Source organism: Rhizobium centroccidentale (genome assembly GCF_030182565.1).
Classification (GTDB): Bacteria; Pseudomonadota; Alphaproteobacteria; order Rhizobiales; family Rhizobiaceae; genus Rhizobium.
The window spans coordinates 314,531-330,458 of the sequence record NZ_JAQJCG010000001.1 but is presented as its reverse complement, the minus strand read 5'-3'; the positions used below and the strand labels follow the sequence as shown (position 1 = coordinate 330,458).

General features: G+C 58.4%; 14 protein-coding genes and 1 pseudogene. 8 read left to right on the top strand and 7 right to left on the bottom strand.

Features of this window, described 5'->3' with window-relative positions:
- Window positions 1–103 precede the first annotated feature (103 nt).
- On the bottom strand, window positions 104–994 hold the full coding sequence (locus PH562_RS01425) for a LysR family transcriptional regulator (protein WP_285171099.1): 891 nt from the start codon (window positions 992–994) through the stop codon (window positions 104–106).
- A gap of 106 nt (window positions 995–1,100) precedes the next feature.
- Between PH562_RS01425 and PH562_RS01420 the strand changes: the two genes are divergently transcribed.
- Window positions 1,101–1,970 carry an SDR family oxidoreductase gene (locus tag PH562_RS01420; RefSeq protein WP_285171098.1) on the top strand — a complete coding sequence of 290 codons (870 nt, stop codon included), beginning with the start codon at window positions 1,101–1,103 and terminating at the stop codon, window positions 1,968–1,970.
- A 163-nt stretch (window positions 1,971–2,133) separates the two neighbouring features.
- Here the strand turns inward: PH562_RS01420 and PH562_RS01415 are convergent, their stop codons facing one another.
- Both PH562_RS01415 and PH562_RS01410 read right to left on the bottom strand, forming a co-directional pair.
- Window positions 2,134–2,508: a VOC family protein gene (locus PH562_RS01415; protein ID WP_113233114.1), complete on the bottom strand. Its 375-nt coding sequence runs from the start codon at window positions 2,506–2,508 to the stop codon at window positions 2,134–2,136.
- A gap of 44 nt (window positions 2,509–2,552) precedes the next feature.
- Entirely contained in the window at window positions 2,553–3,359 is an 807-nt protein-coding gene (locus tag PH562_RS01410) for an AraC family transcriptional regulator (protein ID WP_162738193.1), read from the bottom strand.
- Between the two features lie 73 nt (window positions 3,360–3,432).
- Between PH562_RS01410 and PH562_RS01405 the strand changes: the two genes are divergently transcribed.
- The 4 genes from PH562_RS01405 to PH562_RS01390 are packed head-to-tail and all read left to right on the top strand — an operon-like array spanning window position 3,433 to window position 6,873.
- Window positions 3,433–3,762 carry a hypothetical protein gene (locus PH562_RS01405; RefSeq protein WP_285171097.1) on the top strand — a complete coding sequence of 110 codons (330 nt, stop codon included), beginning with the start codon at window positions 3,433–3,435 and terminating at the stop codon, window positions 3,760–3,762.
- The gene (locus PH562_RS01400; RefSeq protein ID WP_285171096.1) at window positions 3,759–5,792 is read left to right on the top strand and encodes an FUSC family protein; all 2,034 of its coding nucleotides are present in this window, start codon (window positions 3,759–3,761) and stop codon (window positions 5,790–5,792) included. Before PH562_RS01405 ends, PH562_RS01400 begins: the two co-directional genes overlap by 4 nt.
- Complete coding sequence (locus PH562_RS01395; RefSeq protein ID WP_113233117.1) at window positions 5,789–5,998, top strand: DUF1656 domain-containing protein; 210 nt, start codon at window positions 5,789–5,791, stop codon at window positions 5,996–5,998. The genes PH562_RS01400 and PH562_RS01395 overlap by 4 nt, the downstream gene beginning before the upstream one ends.
- The gene (locus PH562_RS01390; protein ID WP_285171095.1) at window positions 5,995–6,873 is read left to right on the top strand and encodes an efflux RND transporter periplasmic adaptor subunit; all 879 of its coding nucleotides are present in this window, start codon (window positions 5,995–5,997) and stop codon (window positions 6,871–6,873) included. The genes PH562_RS01395 and PH562_RS01390 overlap by 4 nt, the downstream gene beginning before the upstream one ends.
- A gap of 108 nt (window positions 6,874–6,981) precedes the next feature.
- Here PH562_RS01390 and PH562_RS01385 read toward each other — a convergent pair whose 3' ends face one another.
- Window positions 6,982–8,205: a multidrug effflux MFS transporter gene (locus tag PH562_RS01385; protein WP_113233119.1), complete on the bottom strand. Its 1,224-nt coding sequence runs from the start codon at window positions 8,203–8,205 to the stop codon at window positions 6,982–6,984.
- Between the two features lie 193 nt (window positions 8,206–8,398).
- Here PH562_RS01385 and PH562_RS01380 point away from each other — a divergent pair, with 193 nt between their 5' ends.
- Window positions 8,399–9,049: a TetR/AcrR family transcriptional regulator gene (locus tag PH562_RS01380; protein WP_285171094.1), complete on the top strand. Its 651-nt coding sequence runs from the start codon at window positions 8,399–8,401 to the stop codon at window positions 9,047–9,049.
- 711 nt (window positions 9,050–9,760) lie between these two features.
- On the opposite strand, the gene PH562_RS01375 is transcribed toward PH562_RS01380, so the two are convergent.
- The gene (locus tag PH562_RS01375) at window positions 9,761–10,333 is read right to left on the bottom strand and encodes a TetR/AcrR family transcriptional regulator (RefSeq protein WP_285171093.1); all 573 of its coding nucleotides are present in this window, start codon (window positions 10,331–10,333) and stop codon (window positions 9,761–9,763) included.
- A gap of 107 nt (window positions 10,334–10,440) precedes the next feature.
- On the opposite strand from PH562_RS01375, the gene PH562_RS01370 reads away from it, so the two are divergent.
- Both PH562_RS01370 and PH562_RS01365 read left to right on the top strand, forming a co-directional pair.
- Window positions 10,441–11,127 (top strand): glutathione S-transferase family protein, encoded by a 687-nt coding sequence (locus tag PH562_RS01370; RefSeq protein WP_113233122.1) that lies wholly within the window; start codon window positions 10,441–10,443, stop codon window positions 11,125–11,127.
- A 97-nt stretch (window positions 11,128–11,224) separates the two neighbouring features.
- Window positions 11,225–12,193, top strand: a pseudogene (locus PH562_RS01365) (alpha/beta fold hydrolase).
- 131 nt (window positions 12,194–12,324) lie between these two features.
- On the opposite strand, the gene PH562_RS01360 reads toward PH562_RS01365, so the two are convergent.
- Together PH562_RS01360 and PH562_RS01355 are read right to left on the bottom strand one after the other, a co-directional pair.
- Entirely contained in the window at window positions 12,325–13,419 is a 1,095-nt protein-coding gene (locus tag PH562_RS01360; RefSeq protein ID WP_285171174.1) for a nucleotidyltransferase family protein, read from the bottom strand.
- Between the two features lie 361 nt (window positions 13,420–13,780).
- Window positions 13,781–15,925, bottom strand: coding sequence for a methyl-accepting chemotaxis protein (locus PH562_RS01355; RefSeq protein ID WP_285171092.1), 2,145 nt, complete (start codon window positions 15,923–15,925; stop codon window positions 13,781–13,783).
- Window positions 15,926–15,928: the final 3 nt, after the last annotated feature.

Genomic DNA, 15,928 nt, shown 5'->3' with positions numbered 1-15,928 from the left:
GCTCGTTCGCGCTGCAGCGATCGAGATAGCTCCAGTCTGGGTAACGTCCTTTCACCTGGCGGTATCGGCGCTCAGCCAGACAGACACCGGGCCATACCCCCCTTTATTCCATATAGGCCGCAAGCTCCTCAGGCGCTCCCCGAGGAAAAGCTTCCTTAAGATAGTCCAGAAATGCTGACACGCGGGCGCTGAGAAGCCGCCGCGTCGGATATAGCGCCCAAAGGGCGGTCTGAAATCCTTCCACCTCACCCCAACTCACCAGCCTGCCAGTGGCCAGATCCGGAATAGCGAGCGAAAGGGGTAGACGCGCCGCGCCCACCCCGGCGCGGACGGCATCGCGAACCATGATGAAGGAGGAGACGCTCAGAACCGGCCTTGCCACAAGGCGGAATTTTTCCCCTGAAGTCGTGACCTCCCACGATTCGGCCTGGTTCATCGCTCCACGGGTGACGGCGGGAACAGCATTGCGGCCTGCTGGACGCGGCAGGTCGGGACTTGCCACGACAACAAGACGATCATGCAGGAAGACGCGGCCGACAAGACTTTCATCTGGCTCCGGATTCACGCGTATGACCACATCATAGGCTTCCTCGATCATGTCGACGGCCCGGTCTTCCGTCGTGATCTCAAGCTGAACTTCGGGATATTTCCGGACAAATCCTGCTGCAAGCTTCCCCAACGCCGTCTGCGAGAACAGCAAGGGTGCACTGATCCTCAACCGGCCGCGGGGGCTATGTCCGCCTGAAGCGATCGCCTTCGCCGTTTCGTCAAGTTCTGTCAGCAGCGTGCCCGTTCGCTCGAAGAGTGCACGCCCCTCCTCCGTCAGCTTCAGCGTCCGGGCGCCGCGCTCGAACAGGCGCAGGTCGAGACTTGCCTCCAACTCAGCTACCCGCCGTGACAAGGTTGCCTTCGGACGACCTGTTGCCCGAGCGGCCTTGCCGAACCCGCCATGGCGGGCGACCAGATTGAAATCGGCAAGAGCGAGCAGATCCATGTGTTTCACCAGTGAGACAGTGGGTCCAAATAGAGCGTCTATCGGGATCAATGTGGATCATTAAATTGATGACTGTCAACTGAACACCCCAACCGGAGTAACCACAATGACCATTCTCGTTACAGGCGCCACCGGCCGTGTCGGCCATCACGTCGTCGATCAACTCGTCAAACGCGGCGCAAAGGTTCGCGTGCTGACCCGCGATCCCTCGAAGGCCGATGTCCCGGCTGGCGTCGAAGTCGCTCAGGGCGACCTGCTCGACATTGATGCCCTGCGCGGCGCCTTCCATGGCGTCAGCACGTTGTTCCTGCTGAATGCCGTTACCGGCGACGAATTCGCCCAGGCGATCATCACGCTCAATATCGCCCGCGAGGCAGGCGTCGAACGGGTCGTCTATCTCTCCGTGTTCGAAGCCGACCGTGCGGTGAACGTGCCGCACTTCGCCGTCAAGTTCGGCGCCGAGCGCATGCTCGTACAGATGGGTTTCAGCGCCACTATCCTGCGCCCGACCTACTTCATCGACAATGAGCTGATGATCAAGGATGTGATCCTCAATCACGGCGTCTACCCGATGCCGATCGGCAGCAAGGGTGTTGCCATGGTGGACGCCCGCGACATCGCCGAGGTTGCCGCCATCGAACTGATCCGCCGCGACCAGGCTCACGGCAAGCTGCCGATCGAAACGATCAACCTCGTCGGCCCCGACACGCTGACGGGCGCGGACGTTGCGAAGATCTGGTCGGACCTGCTTGGTCGGCCAGTTGTCTACGGCGGCGACGATCCGAGCGGGTTCGAGCAGAGCATGGCGAGCTTCATGCCGAAGTGGACCGCCTATGAGATGCGCCTGATGGCGGAACGCTACGTCAGCGATGGCATGATCCCCGAGACCGGCGACATCGAACGGCTGACCGCGATTTTGGGTCGTCCACTGCACAACTATCGCGACTTTGCGGTTGCGCTGACGACCGCCGCCTGAGATGCCGTTGTTGGAAGAAATCCGCAAGCCGTTCGCAGGTTAGGATCATTCTTCCCCAGAAGCAGGCAGGTCCGGGCAGGTCGGCTCGGACTTGGATCTAGGGCTCGGCTTCGTGGTGCCGGCCATTCGGGTCTTTGTCCATTAAGCGCTGCTGACGCCTATCTCATTTCGTCGGCAGAGTCCGGACGGTTAGTTTATTTCCATCCGGATCGCGAAGATATGCGACGAACGACCCGTTCGGACGCTCTGCAGGCGGGCTCTCGATTGCCATGCCACCATGCGCGATACCGGCGGCATGCCACGCCAGAACATGGCCGGAGCTCGCGGCGACGATACCGATCGTCCCACCGTTGGCCGCAGTCGCCGGCTTGCCGTCGATCGGTTTCGTGATCATCAGCCGCCCTCCCTCGTGGGCGTAGATCAGCCTGCCTCTCGCATCCATCTCGCCGGGCTTGCCTCCTAATGCAGCGAAGGTGGCGTCATAGAAACTTCTGGCGCGCTCCAAGTCGTTGCTGCCGATCATTATGTGCGTGAACATGCGTCATCTCCTGTTGGGGCTTTTGTAACTAAATTCCCTGGCGTTTATCGGTCAAAGTTCCTTAAATATTTTGCTGGCGATGCGCCAAGCGCTTTCTTGAACATTGTGATGAATGCAGACACGGACTCATATCCGAGATCGCCCGAAACCTGCTGAACCGTTGCCCCTGCTGCAAGGCTGCGGATTGCGATGATCAACTGCAATTGCTGTCGCCAACGCCCGAAGGTAAGCCCCGTCTCCTGTTGAACAAGACGAGCAAGCGAGTTTTCGCTCATCGCCACTCGCGCCGCCCATTGTTCGATCGTGCTCCGATCCGATGGATCATCGACCAATGCCGATGCGATGCGTCCCAGTCGCGGTTCGGCCGTCAGTGGCAGATGAAGATGCTCTACCGGCATCCGCGACAAAGCCGATAGAAGCAATGTTGTGATGAGTTCAGCATCCGCCGTCGCTACGTCGGAATGATCAGCCATCTCGATGATAAGCTCCCTGACGAGAGGAGACAGCGAAAGCGTGCAGCACCGCTCCGGCAGATCGGCGGCACCCGGCTCAATGAACAGAAAGAACAAACGTGCATTGGCGGTCGCTACATTGCTATGGGGAATGCCCCCCGGAACCCACACACCACAGTGGGGTGGAACCATCCACATCCCGTTCGGAACACGACATGTCACGCCCCCGTGCAAGGGCATGACGAGCTGCCCTTTGCGATGACGATGTTCGGGGGCTTCGCGCTCGTTTTGCGAGACATCGATCCTCACGGCGTTCAATCGCGCCGTTGACTTGTCGAGATCATCATCGTCCCGTGCCCCGGCAAGAGACATTGGGGTCTGGTGGAATTTCGCTATCATTTGAGAGAATGTCTAAATTCATCGAGGAACTTTGTCGATAGATTTCGATCAGACACGAAGTTAGGAGATGATGATGGCAGTCCAGCTGCATGATCCTACCGCGGCCATACCTTCGCGGGCTGAAAGCTCATCGCCGCCGCCGAAGACGCGGTTGGTTGGAAGATTTATTCGTACCACGCTGAAGCAGGCCGGCTCGTTCGCCTCAAGGTTCTGTGCCTTGCTGACGCCTCCGGCGACGGACTTGCCAACGATTTCATGTGGCGATCCTGCCGAAGCTTATCTTCATGCCTGCATTGCATCGCCATTCTTCTGCTACGTTTCGCCTACGATCTACGGTCTTACCATCTCCGGTCATGGACGAAATATCACGCAAAGAAGCACCGACCCAGGAGATGATCTGTGAACGGTCGATCGGTTGTTACCACCGGGAACGTGATCTTTTCATTGAAGACATTCCTGGCGGCCATGCTGGCCTACTTTATCGCAATAAGGTTCGACCTGCCGCGACCGTTCTGGGCAGTGGCGACCGTCTACATCGTCGCGCATCCACTTTCCGGGGCGATATCGTCGAAGTCGCTCTATCGACTGGGAGGAACCCTCCTAGGCGGTGCTGCGACGCTTGTCATGGTTCCGAACCTTGTTAACGAGCCTATCCTGCTTTCAGCAGCGATCATTGCATGGGTGTCGGCTTGTACTTTCATGAGTCTTCTCGATCGCACGCCTCGTAGCTATGTTCCCCTGCTGGCAGGATACACAGTGCTCCTCGCAGGATTGCCATTGGTCACGGCCCCGATAAACACGTTCGACACTGTGGCGTCCCGAATTGAGGAAATCGCTCTTGCGATTACCTGTGCCTCGATCATCAGCCACGCTGTTTTTCCGGCTCACGTTGGTGTGGTGCTCATCAACCGGATCGATGGTTGGATGGCAAGGGCGCAGAAGCTCCTCGCAGCGACGGCAACCGACGGGACAGATGAAAACCACAGGAGGATCGAACGGCAGGGACTGGCGGCGGATGCGGCGGACTTGCGGTCTTTCACGGTCCACCTTCAATATGACGGATCCAGATATCGGCGTGCAGTTTCGCTGGTAAGATCGCTGCAGCGTCGAATGGTGTCGCTCCTTCCATTGCTGGGCGAATTGGAGGATTTGCGACGACCACTGATCAAGCTTCACACTCCGAAATCAAAGCAGGCGCTGTCTTTGATTGCAAGGATTGGCTCTCGTTCCGCCGATACCATGGAGAGCTCTAGGGCTAAGATCGACGCGCTTACCTCTTCCGGCGTGCCTTCTTCATGGGAACAGCTTGTTCTTATCAACGTTTCCCGCAGTCTGCGCGATATTCTTCGAATTTCTGACGAGTGCCGTTCTCTTCGGGAATCCATAAAAGAAGAGAATGCGCCAAGAGCAGCCCGCCGCCGCTTCGCTGCTCCCGATAAGATGCAGGGTCAGCATCGCGACGTGGGCATGGCCTTGCTATCGGCGCTGGCAGTCGCGATCTGCCTCGCAACGTCGACCTTCTTCTGGATTGCGAGCGGCTGGTCCGACGGAATGACATTTGCCCAGATTTCGGGTGTGCTTTGTTGTCTCCTTGCGGCAATGGACGATCCGGTCCCAGCCATGCGCAAGTTCGTCGAGGTGACGATCGGGTCGGTCATCGCAGCGTTCGTCTACGGCTTCGCGATCCTACCGATGATCGACGGTTTTGTGCCGCTCGTCGCTGCGCTCGGGCTGTTCCTGATCCCTGCAGGGATATGCCTCGCCGTGCCTTCGCTCGCGATCATCGGCATGGGGCTGTGCATAAACTTTCCTCTTCTTCTCACCCTCCAGGCACACCAGACCAGCGACTTCGTGACGTTTGCAAACACGGCGATCGCGACCATTCTTGCGATGGTGTGGACGATCGTGGTCTGCGGCATCTTCCGATCCGTAAGCGCGGAGACAAATGCCGGAAGGCTTTCTTCCGTAACCCGGAAGCATGTCGCAGGAATCGCGGCCGGCAGACATTCCGACGCTCATGTCACGCATGATCGCGTCATCGATATTGCAGGCCTCTTTGCCTCCAGAGCGGCAAGACTTCCGCCAACATCGGAGACGTCAAATGCCGACCTCATACGATATCTGAGGGTCGGACTTCATATGACGGCGATGCGAGAGCTCGCTGATGAAGCATCGATACCTATCCGCTTCAAGACGGAAGCAGTCTTGTCGGCGCTGGCGGTGGTATATGACCTGGTGCCTGCCGACCGTGACGAGGCCTTGAAAAATGCCCTATCGAGGCTGGACGATCTCATCCTTTCCGCTCCGCGCGTGATCGCGGTGGATGCGGAAAGGGAACTTGTTGTGCGTGCAGCCGCTCTTCGCATCTGCGTCGCCCGGGACGCTGATCCTCCGGTTTTGCCAACACCTTCTACTAGGACGGCCGTCGCGTGACCGGACAATACGATCTCTACGGCGTCTTTCTTCCATCGTTCTCGGCGCTCGCTTTGCTCGCATACGGCATGTTTCGCATTCTCACAGCGGTTCTCGCCAAGATCGGTTTTTACCGCGTGGTGTGGCATCCCTCTCTATTCAATCTCGCATTCTACATCACTCTCCTCGGCGGACTTTCCGCCGCTATCAACTGGTTTCAAGGATGAAGAACCTCGTTTTCACGTCGGGCCGAGCCCTATTGACCCTTTCCATGGTCGGCTGCGCAGCAGTTTTAAGCTGGCACTTATGGTCCTTCTATATGGAAGCGCCGTGGACACGGGACGCCCACGTCCGTGCGGATATCGTTCGACTGGCACCAGACGTCTCGGGTCCCGTCACGCAGGTTCTCGTGTCCGACAACGCCCAGGTGGAGAAAGGAACGCCGCTGTTTCGCATCGAAGCAGACCGTTTCGAACTTGCGCTGCGCGAGGCAGAGGCCCAAGTGCAGAGCGCCAAGGCTGCGGCGGAGCTGGCACGGATCGAATTCGAACGATATCAACTGCTCGCATCGAAAGAAGCAGCCAGCCTGAAGGAGCGGCAGCATGCAGAAAGCCAGATGCATCAGGCCGAAGCAGCATACCAGTCGGCGCTTGCAGCTCGAGATCTGGCGGAATTGAACCTCAAGCGGACCATCGTGAAGGCCCCAGCATCCGGGACAGTCACGAACTTTTCCCTCCGCAGCGGGAACTATGTCTCTGCGGCAAACGCGGTTGGTGTGCTGGTGGAAAGAGAATCCATCTACGTCGCGGGATATTTTGAAGAGACAAAGCTTCCCCGTATCCACGTCGGAGATCGAGTCAAGATCGATATCATGGGCGAGCCGGAAACAATAACCGGTCATGTCGCGAGCATCGCCGCCGGCATAGAGGATCGGGAGCGAAGTGATTCTGCCGGCTCTTTTGCGAGCGTGGCACCGACTTTCGCCTGGGTCCGCCTGGCTCAGAGAGTTCCGGTGCGGATCGAGATAGATGATACCCCGGACGCAGTCCGGCTTATTGCCGGCCGGACTGCGACGGTTTCTGTTGAACCGAAGGGCAACTAAGATATGAGCAAATCCCATGCTCTGAAACGCATGGATCAGTGCGCTCGCGTTCTTGCGTCTTCGTCGCTCAAGTTCCTGTTAAGCCGCTGCAATCGGTGGCAGCGAGATCTATTCAGCCGCCACCACATGCCTGCTCTTCAGCACTGCGATCGAAAGGAGGAGCACGATGGCCGAGCAGATAGCGATGACGACCACCATCGGTCTCGCCGTACCGTCCATAAACATGCTGCTGATGCCAACCACCAGCGCCGATGTCATGAACTGGACCGTCCCCATCATCGCCGAGGCTGTGCCAGCGATGCGGCCATGGTGTTCAAGCGCCAGCACCGCCGCATTCGGCACGATCATTCCAAGGAAAGCGTAGCCTGCAAACAGGAAGGCCGCCATGATGTCGAGGCGATCGGCTCCACCGGCCATCAGGACAGCCAGCGCCAACATCGCCAGCGCATAACCGGAAACTGCACCGCGAATCACCTTGCGCAAACCAATCCGGCGGGCAAGCCAGCCGTTCATCTGCGACATGCCGATGAAGCCGACAGCATTCACCGAAAAGACCACGCTGTAAAAGCTTGGAGAGAGCCCGTAATGGCCGATGAGTACGAAGGAAGAGTTGGCGACATAGATCATGTAGCTTGACATGCCGAAGGAGGCCATCAGCACCAGGCCGAGATAGTACGGGTCCCTGAGGAGTGTTCCATAGGCCTTCAATGCCCCGCCGAGGCTACTTTCACTGCGTGCCGCAACCGGACGGGTCTCCTCGAGGAAAAAACGGCCCGCGACGAAGCCGACAACGCCAGCAAAGACCATGACCCAAAAGATCAGTCGCCAGTTCCCGAACATTGTCACGATGCTGCCCGCAAGCGGCGCCAGGATGGGTGAGATACTGAAAACCAGCATAAGCCGCGACATCAGTTGCGCGGCGGCGGCTCCTGTATGCAGGTCGCGCACGATGGCGCGGGCAATCACGACACCTGCACAGGCGCCAGTGCCCTGAATGAAACGGAAGGCGACCAGCCAGCCAATATCGGTGGAAAGCGCGCAACCGATCGCGCCGAGGATATAGAGCACCAGACCGACATACAGAGGCCGCTTGCGGCCAAACATATCCGACAACGGACCATAGATGATCTGCGACACGGCCATGGCGGCGAAAAAGGAGATCAAGCTTGCTTGAACTGCATGGCTGTCAGCGTGGAGATCCAGACTGATCGTCGGCAACGCGGGTAAATACATGTCGAGGGCAAAGAGACCCACGGCTGAAAGGATGCCAAGGACGATGGCATGGTGGGAGCCGCCGGCTCCGAGGGATGAAACGGAATCCTTGCTCTGCACGGAAGAAACCTTTCCCGCACACCATTCCCCGGACGAAACAAAGTCTCATACAAAAAGCATGTGACGGGGATTGAGTGGGCGATTATAGATGGGACAGCGGAAAGACGGAGATGGTTCCAACGCATGGTCCGTCATTCCTGTAAAATATTTTGGACAGTATTGTCCAATTGGTCAAGTCCTATATGGTGGTGTCATGAAAACTTCGCCCGCAGCGGTTTCTTCCGAGACAGAGAATCCGCCCGCCACCAGCAAACGTCAGGCAATCCTCAACGCGGCCGCAGACGTTTTTGCCGAGGAGGGGTTTGCGGCGGCGAGCATCGACGCCATCGCGGCAAGAGCCGGCGTGTCCCGTCAGACGGTGTATAATCAACTCGGCGACAAGGATAATCTGTTCAAGGTTGTGGTTGCGGAGATCACCGAGAAGTCGAGCGCCGGCTTCTTTCGGGTGTTGGACACATTTCCCGTTGCGCCTATCGATCTCGAAAAGGAACTGACCGAATTTTCAGCGCTGCTCCTGCGCAAGGCGGTCTGCGATCCGAATGGTCTCTGGCTACGCAAGCTCATCGAGACCGAGGGCGGCAGATTTCCCGAATTGTTTGAGACCTGGAAGGAATACGGACCGGGCAAGAAATACCCCGCCATCGCAGCTCGCCTGGCGCAGCTCGCGCTGGCCGGCCATCTCGACATAGAGGATCCGGCACTTGCCGCGCGTCAGTATATGGCGCTGCTTGCAACAGATCTACGGATCAACCAACAGATCGGCCGCGCGACGCCAGAGGAAGAAGTCGACCGTATGGCAAGAGAGGCAACGAAGACCTTTCTTCGTGCATTCGGCAAGCGCTAATGGCATCGGACTACAATTGTAATACGAGACACGACGCACCGACAGGCAAACTTCTCATCACTGCCGCGCGCTAGATATAACCAGGGTTACGGGAGTAGTTTCCAGCTCTTGAATAGATTCGAACCTGCGACTCCGTTGTTACAAGAGCTATCGATCTGAAATTCTTGCCGTCGAATATCCGCTTTGTCTGCATGGAATGACCGGTTAGGAGCCACAAACCGGAGTTCTTCCGCTCGGGATCCGCAGGCGTGGGATCCGTATTGCGCACAAAAGGGCCGCGTGCAGCAGTTGGCCGAGAGGATCGGATTGGGCCGCCGCAATCGATGCCCTGCAGAGCGCGGTGCAACTACGATCCTCGAACTGGGGATTGGCCGAGCGATTGCGGAAATGGCAGCTGTCATCCTACCTGCTGTCAAGTTTTACGAGGTAGATGATTTCCACAGCCTCTCCGGCGTCACGGCATGCCGGTTGGCGTCTGAAATTCGAGCCTCGTCACCGACGAGAACGGGTTTCATTGGATTGAGCTTCCTTCGAGCGCCCTGCTTGAACCAGCAAAGATAGCGGACAGCGGAACACGTCAACGCGGCGATCTCGACCGCGCTTATATATTGTATTTTTTTCTGTCAAGTCTGCTTCCCGTTAGCCGTTCGTGAGAATTGCGCCGCAGAGAGGAGCAGCCGGAAGCATCGTTCCTTTAGATGCCGTCACCAATCATGGAATAAGACCTGTCGCCCGATATGCCCGGATCGTACGGTCATAGATGCCAATGTCCCGGCAGCCGCGTGCGACCAACTGGGCCCCCTCGATCGCAGAAAAGATCGCCATCGCATGTTCCTGCAGGTCCTGCTCGCTAACCGAAGACTTAGCCCGAGAGAGCACCTGGGCGAGCCAGCCGACGTTCATCGCGGCGAATTTGTCCACCTCGGCGCGGACCTCCACAGGAAGATCGTCAAGTTCCGCACTCATGATCCCGCACAGACACATGCGATTGTCATTGGCCAAGGCAGAGCGAAAGATCTCTGTGTACTTGTCCATGCACCAGGTCGCATCTTCCGACGTCGCCAGTAGCTCCGCCAGATAGGCTGCCCCTTCTTCCGTGTAGCGACGCGCCAACGCGGCACCGAGGTCGCCCTTGGTCGGGAAGTGGTAATGCACGCTGGCGCTTTTGATGCCGACCTCTTTCGCAAGCTCGCGAAAGCTGAGCGCATTGTAGCCATGCGACTGTACTGTCGTTCTTGCGGCGGTCATGACCGCCTCGCGCATATCCGTTTTCGTTCTAGCCATCGTCGATCCATTACCTATCACTCGATAGATAGTTGTTGACGGCCGAAAAGGGAAGAGATAAACGATGCTGGCAATCTATCTATCGATAGACAGACAAGGAGTCTCTCATGAAAATCTTCGATCGCCCCGGCTTTCCCAATCCGGCCCGCATCCGCATCGTGCTGGCCGAGAAGGGGTTGGAGCCCAAAGTCGAGTTCGTCTCCGTCGACCTCATCGCCGCGGAACACAAACAGCCGGCCTTCCTCGAAAAGAATCCCTCCGGCGTGCTGCCGGTCCTGCAACTCGATGACGGCACCTACATCAGTGAGGCCACCGCCATCACTGAATATCTCGACAATCTCGACGGCGATCCGCGGCTCACCGGCAAGACGCCAAAGGAAAAGGCCGTCATCCACATGATGCAGAAGCGGGCGGAAACCGAACTGCTCGACGCCGTTGGCAACTATTTCCACCACGCAACGCCTGGCCTCGGCGACGCGTTGCAAATGTTCAAGAGCCCTGAATGGGCTGGCCGTCAGGACTGGGGCAACCGCCAGCGCGACAAGGCGCTCGCCGGCATGCGGTATTTCGACACGGTGCTGCAGGACCATCCTTTCGTGGCCGGCGATGCATTTTCGATGGCCGATATCACTGTGTTTGCCGGGCTGATGTTTGCAGATGCCGCCGGCATTGCCATCCCTGAAGATCATTCCGCCCTGAAGTCGTGGCGCGCGAAGGTATCCGAGCTGCCGAGCGTCAAGAATCGCAGCGGCCAGATGTTCGTCTCTGAGGATCTGCGCAGGCTCGGCTTCTAATCCCCCGTGCAGAAGCGGCTTGAACGTCGCACCGACAATCCCGTCCACATTTGCCAATTACGCCGCCCCAGGGCGGCAATTCTCACGGAGTTTCCTCATGTCCACGATCTCAACACCCGATAGCGCTTCGCGGCGCAACCTGCTGAAAGGGGTCGCCATCGCTGACGTCGGACTTGCAGCCGGGGCCGGCGCCAATCCGGCGGATGCAAAGACCCCCTCATCAAACCGGGCCGACAAGGCAACTGGCGATCGCCTCGTCACGAAAGAAGGCACCAGCCTCTACTACAAGGACTGGGGCACCGGTTCCGCCGTGGTGTTCAGCCATGGCTAGCCGCTCTCGTCCGACGCCTGGGAGGACCAGATGTTCTTCCTGCTGCAGAACGGCTATCGCGTCATTGCCCATGACCGTCGGGGTTTTGGCCGGTCGAGCCAGCCATCCGGCGGCTACGACTACGATACCTTTGCCGACGACTTGGCCCAACTGGTCGAGGCGCTCGATCTGCACGAGGCGACCTTCGTCGGTCATTCGATGGGCGGTGGCGAGGTCGCACGTTATGTCGCGCACCATGGCCAGGGCCGTGTCGCCAAGGTCGCCTTCGTCTCGTCGGTGACACCGCTTCTGCTCAAGACCGCAACCAACCCGACGGGTGCGCCGAAGGAGTTGCTCGACACCTTCCGCGCAGCCGTGCAGGGAAACCGGTCACAGTGGAATCTCGACGTCACCATACCGTATTACAGCTTCAATCGGCCGAGAGTGCATGTCTCGGAAGGCCTGCGGGAGAGCTACTAGCGGCAGGGGCAGGCAACCGGCTTTCTTGCCGCCTACCATGCGCTCGGCGCCTTCTCAGAGACCGATTTCCGCGATGACCTGAAGAAGATCACCGTCCCCGCACTGGTCGTCCACGGCAGCGATGATCAGATCGTCCCGCTGGAGATCTCTGCGAAACTGACCGCCGGGCTCGTTCCGCATGCCAAGCTGATCGTTTACGAAGGCGGCTCGCATGGATTGCTGCATGTCGACAAGGACCCCTTGAACGCCGACCTGCTGGCATTCCTTCGCAGCTGATGTGCATAGGCCGGAAGCTGACCGAACCTCGCCCCGGCTCTCTATTCTCTTGAGCAGATTCGAACTCTCGGCACCATATTTACCCTTCGCCGCTTCTGGTCAGATCAACTGCTTGGAAAACGAAAGGAGCCTTATTCGTCAAACGGAAGTTCAATTTCTTCACGGTTTTTTTTCGCGCCCTCGATCAGAACTGTCTTGAACCGATCGGCATCCTGTGCCGGCAGCATTCCGGCCCCGGCTCGAATACCCTGTTGCCACGCAGACCCACGCTCCCATGCTTCATTGTAGACGAGCGCCAAGTCAGCAGATCGCCTTGTCTGCTGCAGGGCTTCAAAGAGCAGCGCAGCTTGACGAAGGTCCTTCTCTCGCTTTGCTGCCCCCTGCCCGCCAGTGTGTCTGCGGCTGGCGACTATGAGCTTGTGGACCGCATACCGAGACGGGTCAGGAACGACAACTGGGACTCCGCTTCGGTGGAGCAGCATTGTCCTGACGGGCTCCCTTATAAGGAAGTCGAGAAAGCGTAGCGGATCCGCGCTGGCGCCGCCAAGGGCGGGCATCGTTGCCGGCTGATCGATATAGTCATCAGAACCACGGTTCGACGTCAGGAACTCAACCCTGTAGCCGTCGGCATTCTGAAAGGCCGACGAGGCCGAGGATCCCGATCGATGTGGAACTGGACGAAAGCTGGCGTCTACGCCTCGCAGCAGCCCAAGGATCGGAGGCAGACTATCTTCAACCTCCCGACTGATGGCATAATCCTGAGCAATGTCCGCATCGCCGGTCAGAATTGCAGCCATGGGAAGGCGGACGCCCAGCAGTCCCGAATAGCATTGGAAGGCCACCGTGCCGATGAGAACACCCCGGAGCCGAAAAAGACCGCCATCGGCAAGAACCTCGACGATGTCTCCCGACATGGCGTCAGGGGCGATCATACCGCCCTCGCGTGTCAGGGTATTTACCAACCGCCTGCGAGCGCGTAGATCATCCTTGTCCCGCTTATGATCAGCTACGCGCCGCGCGATGTCCGGATCGTCAGCAGGACCGACGTAACGACGTTTCGTACCACCTTGCCCATCTGGGATGTCGAAGTACCAATACTTGCGCCCCTTGATGTTCGCCGGGGTGAACCGACCCTCCGGAGGGAAATCGGCTGTCCAAGCGGCGTCGAGCGAGCGCTGACCGAGCTCGGCGAGCATCGTCTGATACATAAGATCGATCGCCTTCATAAGCTCGACTCCGGCGTTATACTGTTTTTCAAAAACAGTATAACAGTTGAGGGATAAGCCGCAAGTTAACGCCTCGATGGCGGCAGGCATGAGCTACGATCTGAGATAGACGAGCTTATCAGCGTGCCCGTGCAGCTCACTCTACGCTGCGCCAAGCTCGTCCCCTTCACTCAAATCGGAGGCCGCCTCGGTCCAGACATCCCTAAGAAATCAAAAGTGTGAGCGCCATAGTGGACTATAGTCACCCTTGTTGACAGCATTGGCCCAAAGCCGGAATTGGTGATTGGTGAGCGAACGCGCAAAGGGGAACTGGGCCTCCTAGAAAGCCCAGCCTGTCGTCACGAACTCTGCCTTTGCTCGCTCATGATGCTATCGCGTAAAGACGAGTCTCCGAAACTCTGGTGCTGCGCGTCTTGAACCGATGCACCAGGTCCGCGAGATTTTCGGTTTCCTTCGTCAGGCTTTGCGCAGCTGCTGTCGTCTGCTCCACCATGGCTGCATTCTGTTGAGTGACCTTATCCATCTGGTCACCCGCAGCGGAAACCTCTCTCAGGCTTGCCGCCTGTTCGCGCGCCGCAACGGCAATCTCTGCAATCGTCGAACTCATGGCACCGACCTGCTCGACGATCTGGGAAAGCGACGTACCGGATTCGCCGACGAGCTGCACGCCCGTCCTCACCTGATCAGTCGACATGGAGATCAGGGACTTGATCTCCCTGGCCGCACTTGCTGATCTTTGAGCCAATTCGCGCACTTCCTGAGCAACGACGGCAAAGCCTTTGCCTGCGTCCCCAGCACGGGCTGCTTCCACACCAGCGTTTAGCGCCAGCAGGTTGGTCTGAAATGCGATCTCGTCGATAACGCCGATAATGTTGCCGATCTTGGACGACGAGCTTTGGATTTCCGTCATTGCGGCGATCGCGCGGGCGACAATCGCACCACCGCTTTCTGCGTTGGCGCGCGCCGTGACCATCGCGTTTTGAGCATGACCCGCTCCCTCCGCGGTTCCGTTGACACCGCGCGTTACATCGCCCAAGGCTGCAACAGTCTCTTCGAGAGAGGCGGCTTGCTGCTCCGTGCGGCGCGCAAGATCGTGGGACGCCGTCGAGATCTCGGCCAGGCCAGATTTGATGGTGGCTACAGCACCGATAACCGAATCGACGGCCTCCTCCAAGCTGGACACCGAGTTGTTGAAGTGATCCCGGATGCGGACATAGCGCACATCAACATCGCCGACCCTGGCGGTCAGGTCACCCTTCGACAGAGCATCCAGGCCCAGCGAAATCTGCTGGAAGGCGTGCTCCATCACCTGTGCATCGGCAAGCCGCTCGGCCTCTTGGCGAAGCCGCTCTTCCTCTGCTGCGATGCGCGCCCGTTCGGCCGTGGCTTCGGCAATGAGCTTGGCTCGCCCAGTCTCTTGGAAGACCTTCAGCGAGCGTGCCATCGCCCCGAGCTCGTGACGTTGTTCGGTACCGCTTATGGTCATCGTGTCATCGCCGTGAGCTAAGCGTTCCATCAGGCGTGCCATGCTACGCACGTTGGAGGAAATCAGCTGTCCGATAAAATAGGCAAGAACGAGACCGATGACGATCAGAACTCCGCTAATCGCAAGCGTAGAGCTACTCGCGGCGGCGACGGTCGCATCAACCGATCCATCGAGCGTCTTTTGCGTGTCCATGACGGACGCTTGCAAATCCTCGAAGCCCTTGGCGATCTTCGGCGCGAGAACATTGAGTTCGTTGTCGCGGATCTTGTTGGTCGCCAGCAGGACATCCCGAACATCGCCAAGGCGGCTTGTATAGTTCTGCATGAGCTGCCCCGCACCCATGACACGCTTGTGCTGCAGTTCATTCTTTGCCGCCCTCGCGGCGACGTCGTTTAACGCCATCGCTTCATTCAAGGCCGACTGCGCCGTGTCGTAGGCGGCAAGGTCGCCCGAATGGATGAATCGCTCGGAGAAATAGAGGCTGCGGTCTAGAGCTTCGAGCGTCGCAGCCGTCGCATGCAGCAACGCCACATCGTTCTGGCGCCAGGCGCTGCGCATCACGTCATTGAGCGCGACGCTCGTCCAAGGTCCAAACTCCGTGACTTTGGAAATCAGGGAATCTCGCTTCGCCTGAAGCGTCACGATCCGCTCAAAAGCTCCGCTGTAAGCGCCGACATCCTGACGAATTGCCGTCATTCCCGCCTGAAGCGTGGCATTGCCGGCAAAGCGCGGATCGTCCTCTGCGAACGACTTAACGCCCGCATGAAAGCGATCGATCACGTCCTGAGTCGGGCTCGAGCGAAAGGCCTCTACCGCCTTTTGGATCTCACTAAGTTCATCGCTGTAGCGGGAAATGGCAAGGCTTTGTCCCGCAGTCCCGCGATAGGACGTGAATATCGAGGAAAGTCCATCCATACCGGAAAGGGCGTTGATCGAAAGAAAGCTCATAAGCAAGATTAGCGGCAGGAACCCCGCGGTAATCTGGCCTCGGATGCCAAGTTTATTCCAAAAACGTAACATCGT

Excerpts from the sequence above, each read along its gene's own strand:
- PH562_RS01420 (WP_285171098.1), top strand. The coding sequence starts at position 1,101 with ATGACCATTCTCGTTACAGGCGCCACCGGCCGTGTCGGCCATCACGTC.
- PH562_RS01355 (WP_285171092.1), bottom strand. The coding sequence starts at position 15,925 with ATGTTACGTTTTTGGAATAAACTTGGCATCCGAGGCCAGATTACCGCG.
- PH562_RS01390 (WP_285171095.1), top strand. The coding sequence starts at position 5,995 with ATGAAGAACCTCGTTTTCACGTCGGGCCGAGCCCTATTGACCCTTTCC.
- PH562_RS01415 (WP_113233114.1), bottom strand. The coding sequence starts at position 2,508 with ATGTTCACGCACATAATGATCGGCAGCAACGACTTGGAGCGCGCCAGA.
- PH562_RS01375 (WP_285171093.1), bottom strand. The coding sequence starts at position 10,333 with ATGGCTAGAACGAAAACGGATATGCGCGAGGCGGTCATGACCGCCGCA.
- PH562_RS01380 (WP_285171094.1), top strand. The coding sequence starts at position 8,399 with ATGAAAACTTCGCCCGCAGCGGTTTCTTCCGAGACAGAGAATCCGCCC.
- PH562_RS01405 (WP_285171097.1), top strand. The coding sequence starts at position 3,433 with ATGGCAGTCCAGCTGCATGATCCTACCGCGGCCATACCTTCGCGGGCT.
- PH562_RS01410 (WP_162738193.1), bottom strand. The coding sequence starts at position 3,359 with ATGATAGCGAAATTCCACCAGACCCCAATGTCTCTTGCCGGGGCACGG.
- PH562_RS01360 (WP_285171174.1), bottom strand. The coding sequence starts at position 13,419 with ATGAAGGCGATCGATCTTATGTATCAGACGATGCTCGCCGAGCTCGGT.
- PH562_RS01425 (WP_285171099.1), bottom strand. The coding sequence starts at position 994 with ATGGATCTGCTCGCTCTTGCCGATTTCAATCTGGTCGCCCGCCATGGC.
- PH562_RS01370 (WP_113233122.1), top strand. The coding sequence starts at position 10,441 with ATGAAAATCTTCGATCGCCCCGGCTTTCCCAATCCGGCCCGCATCCGC.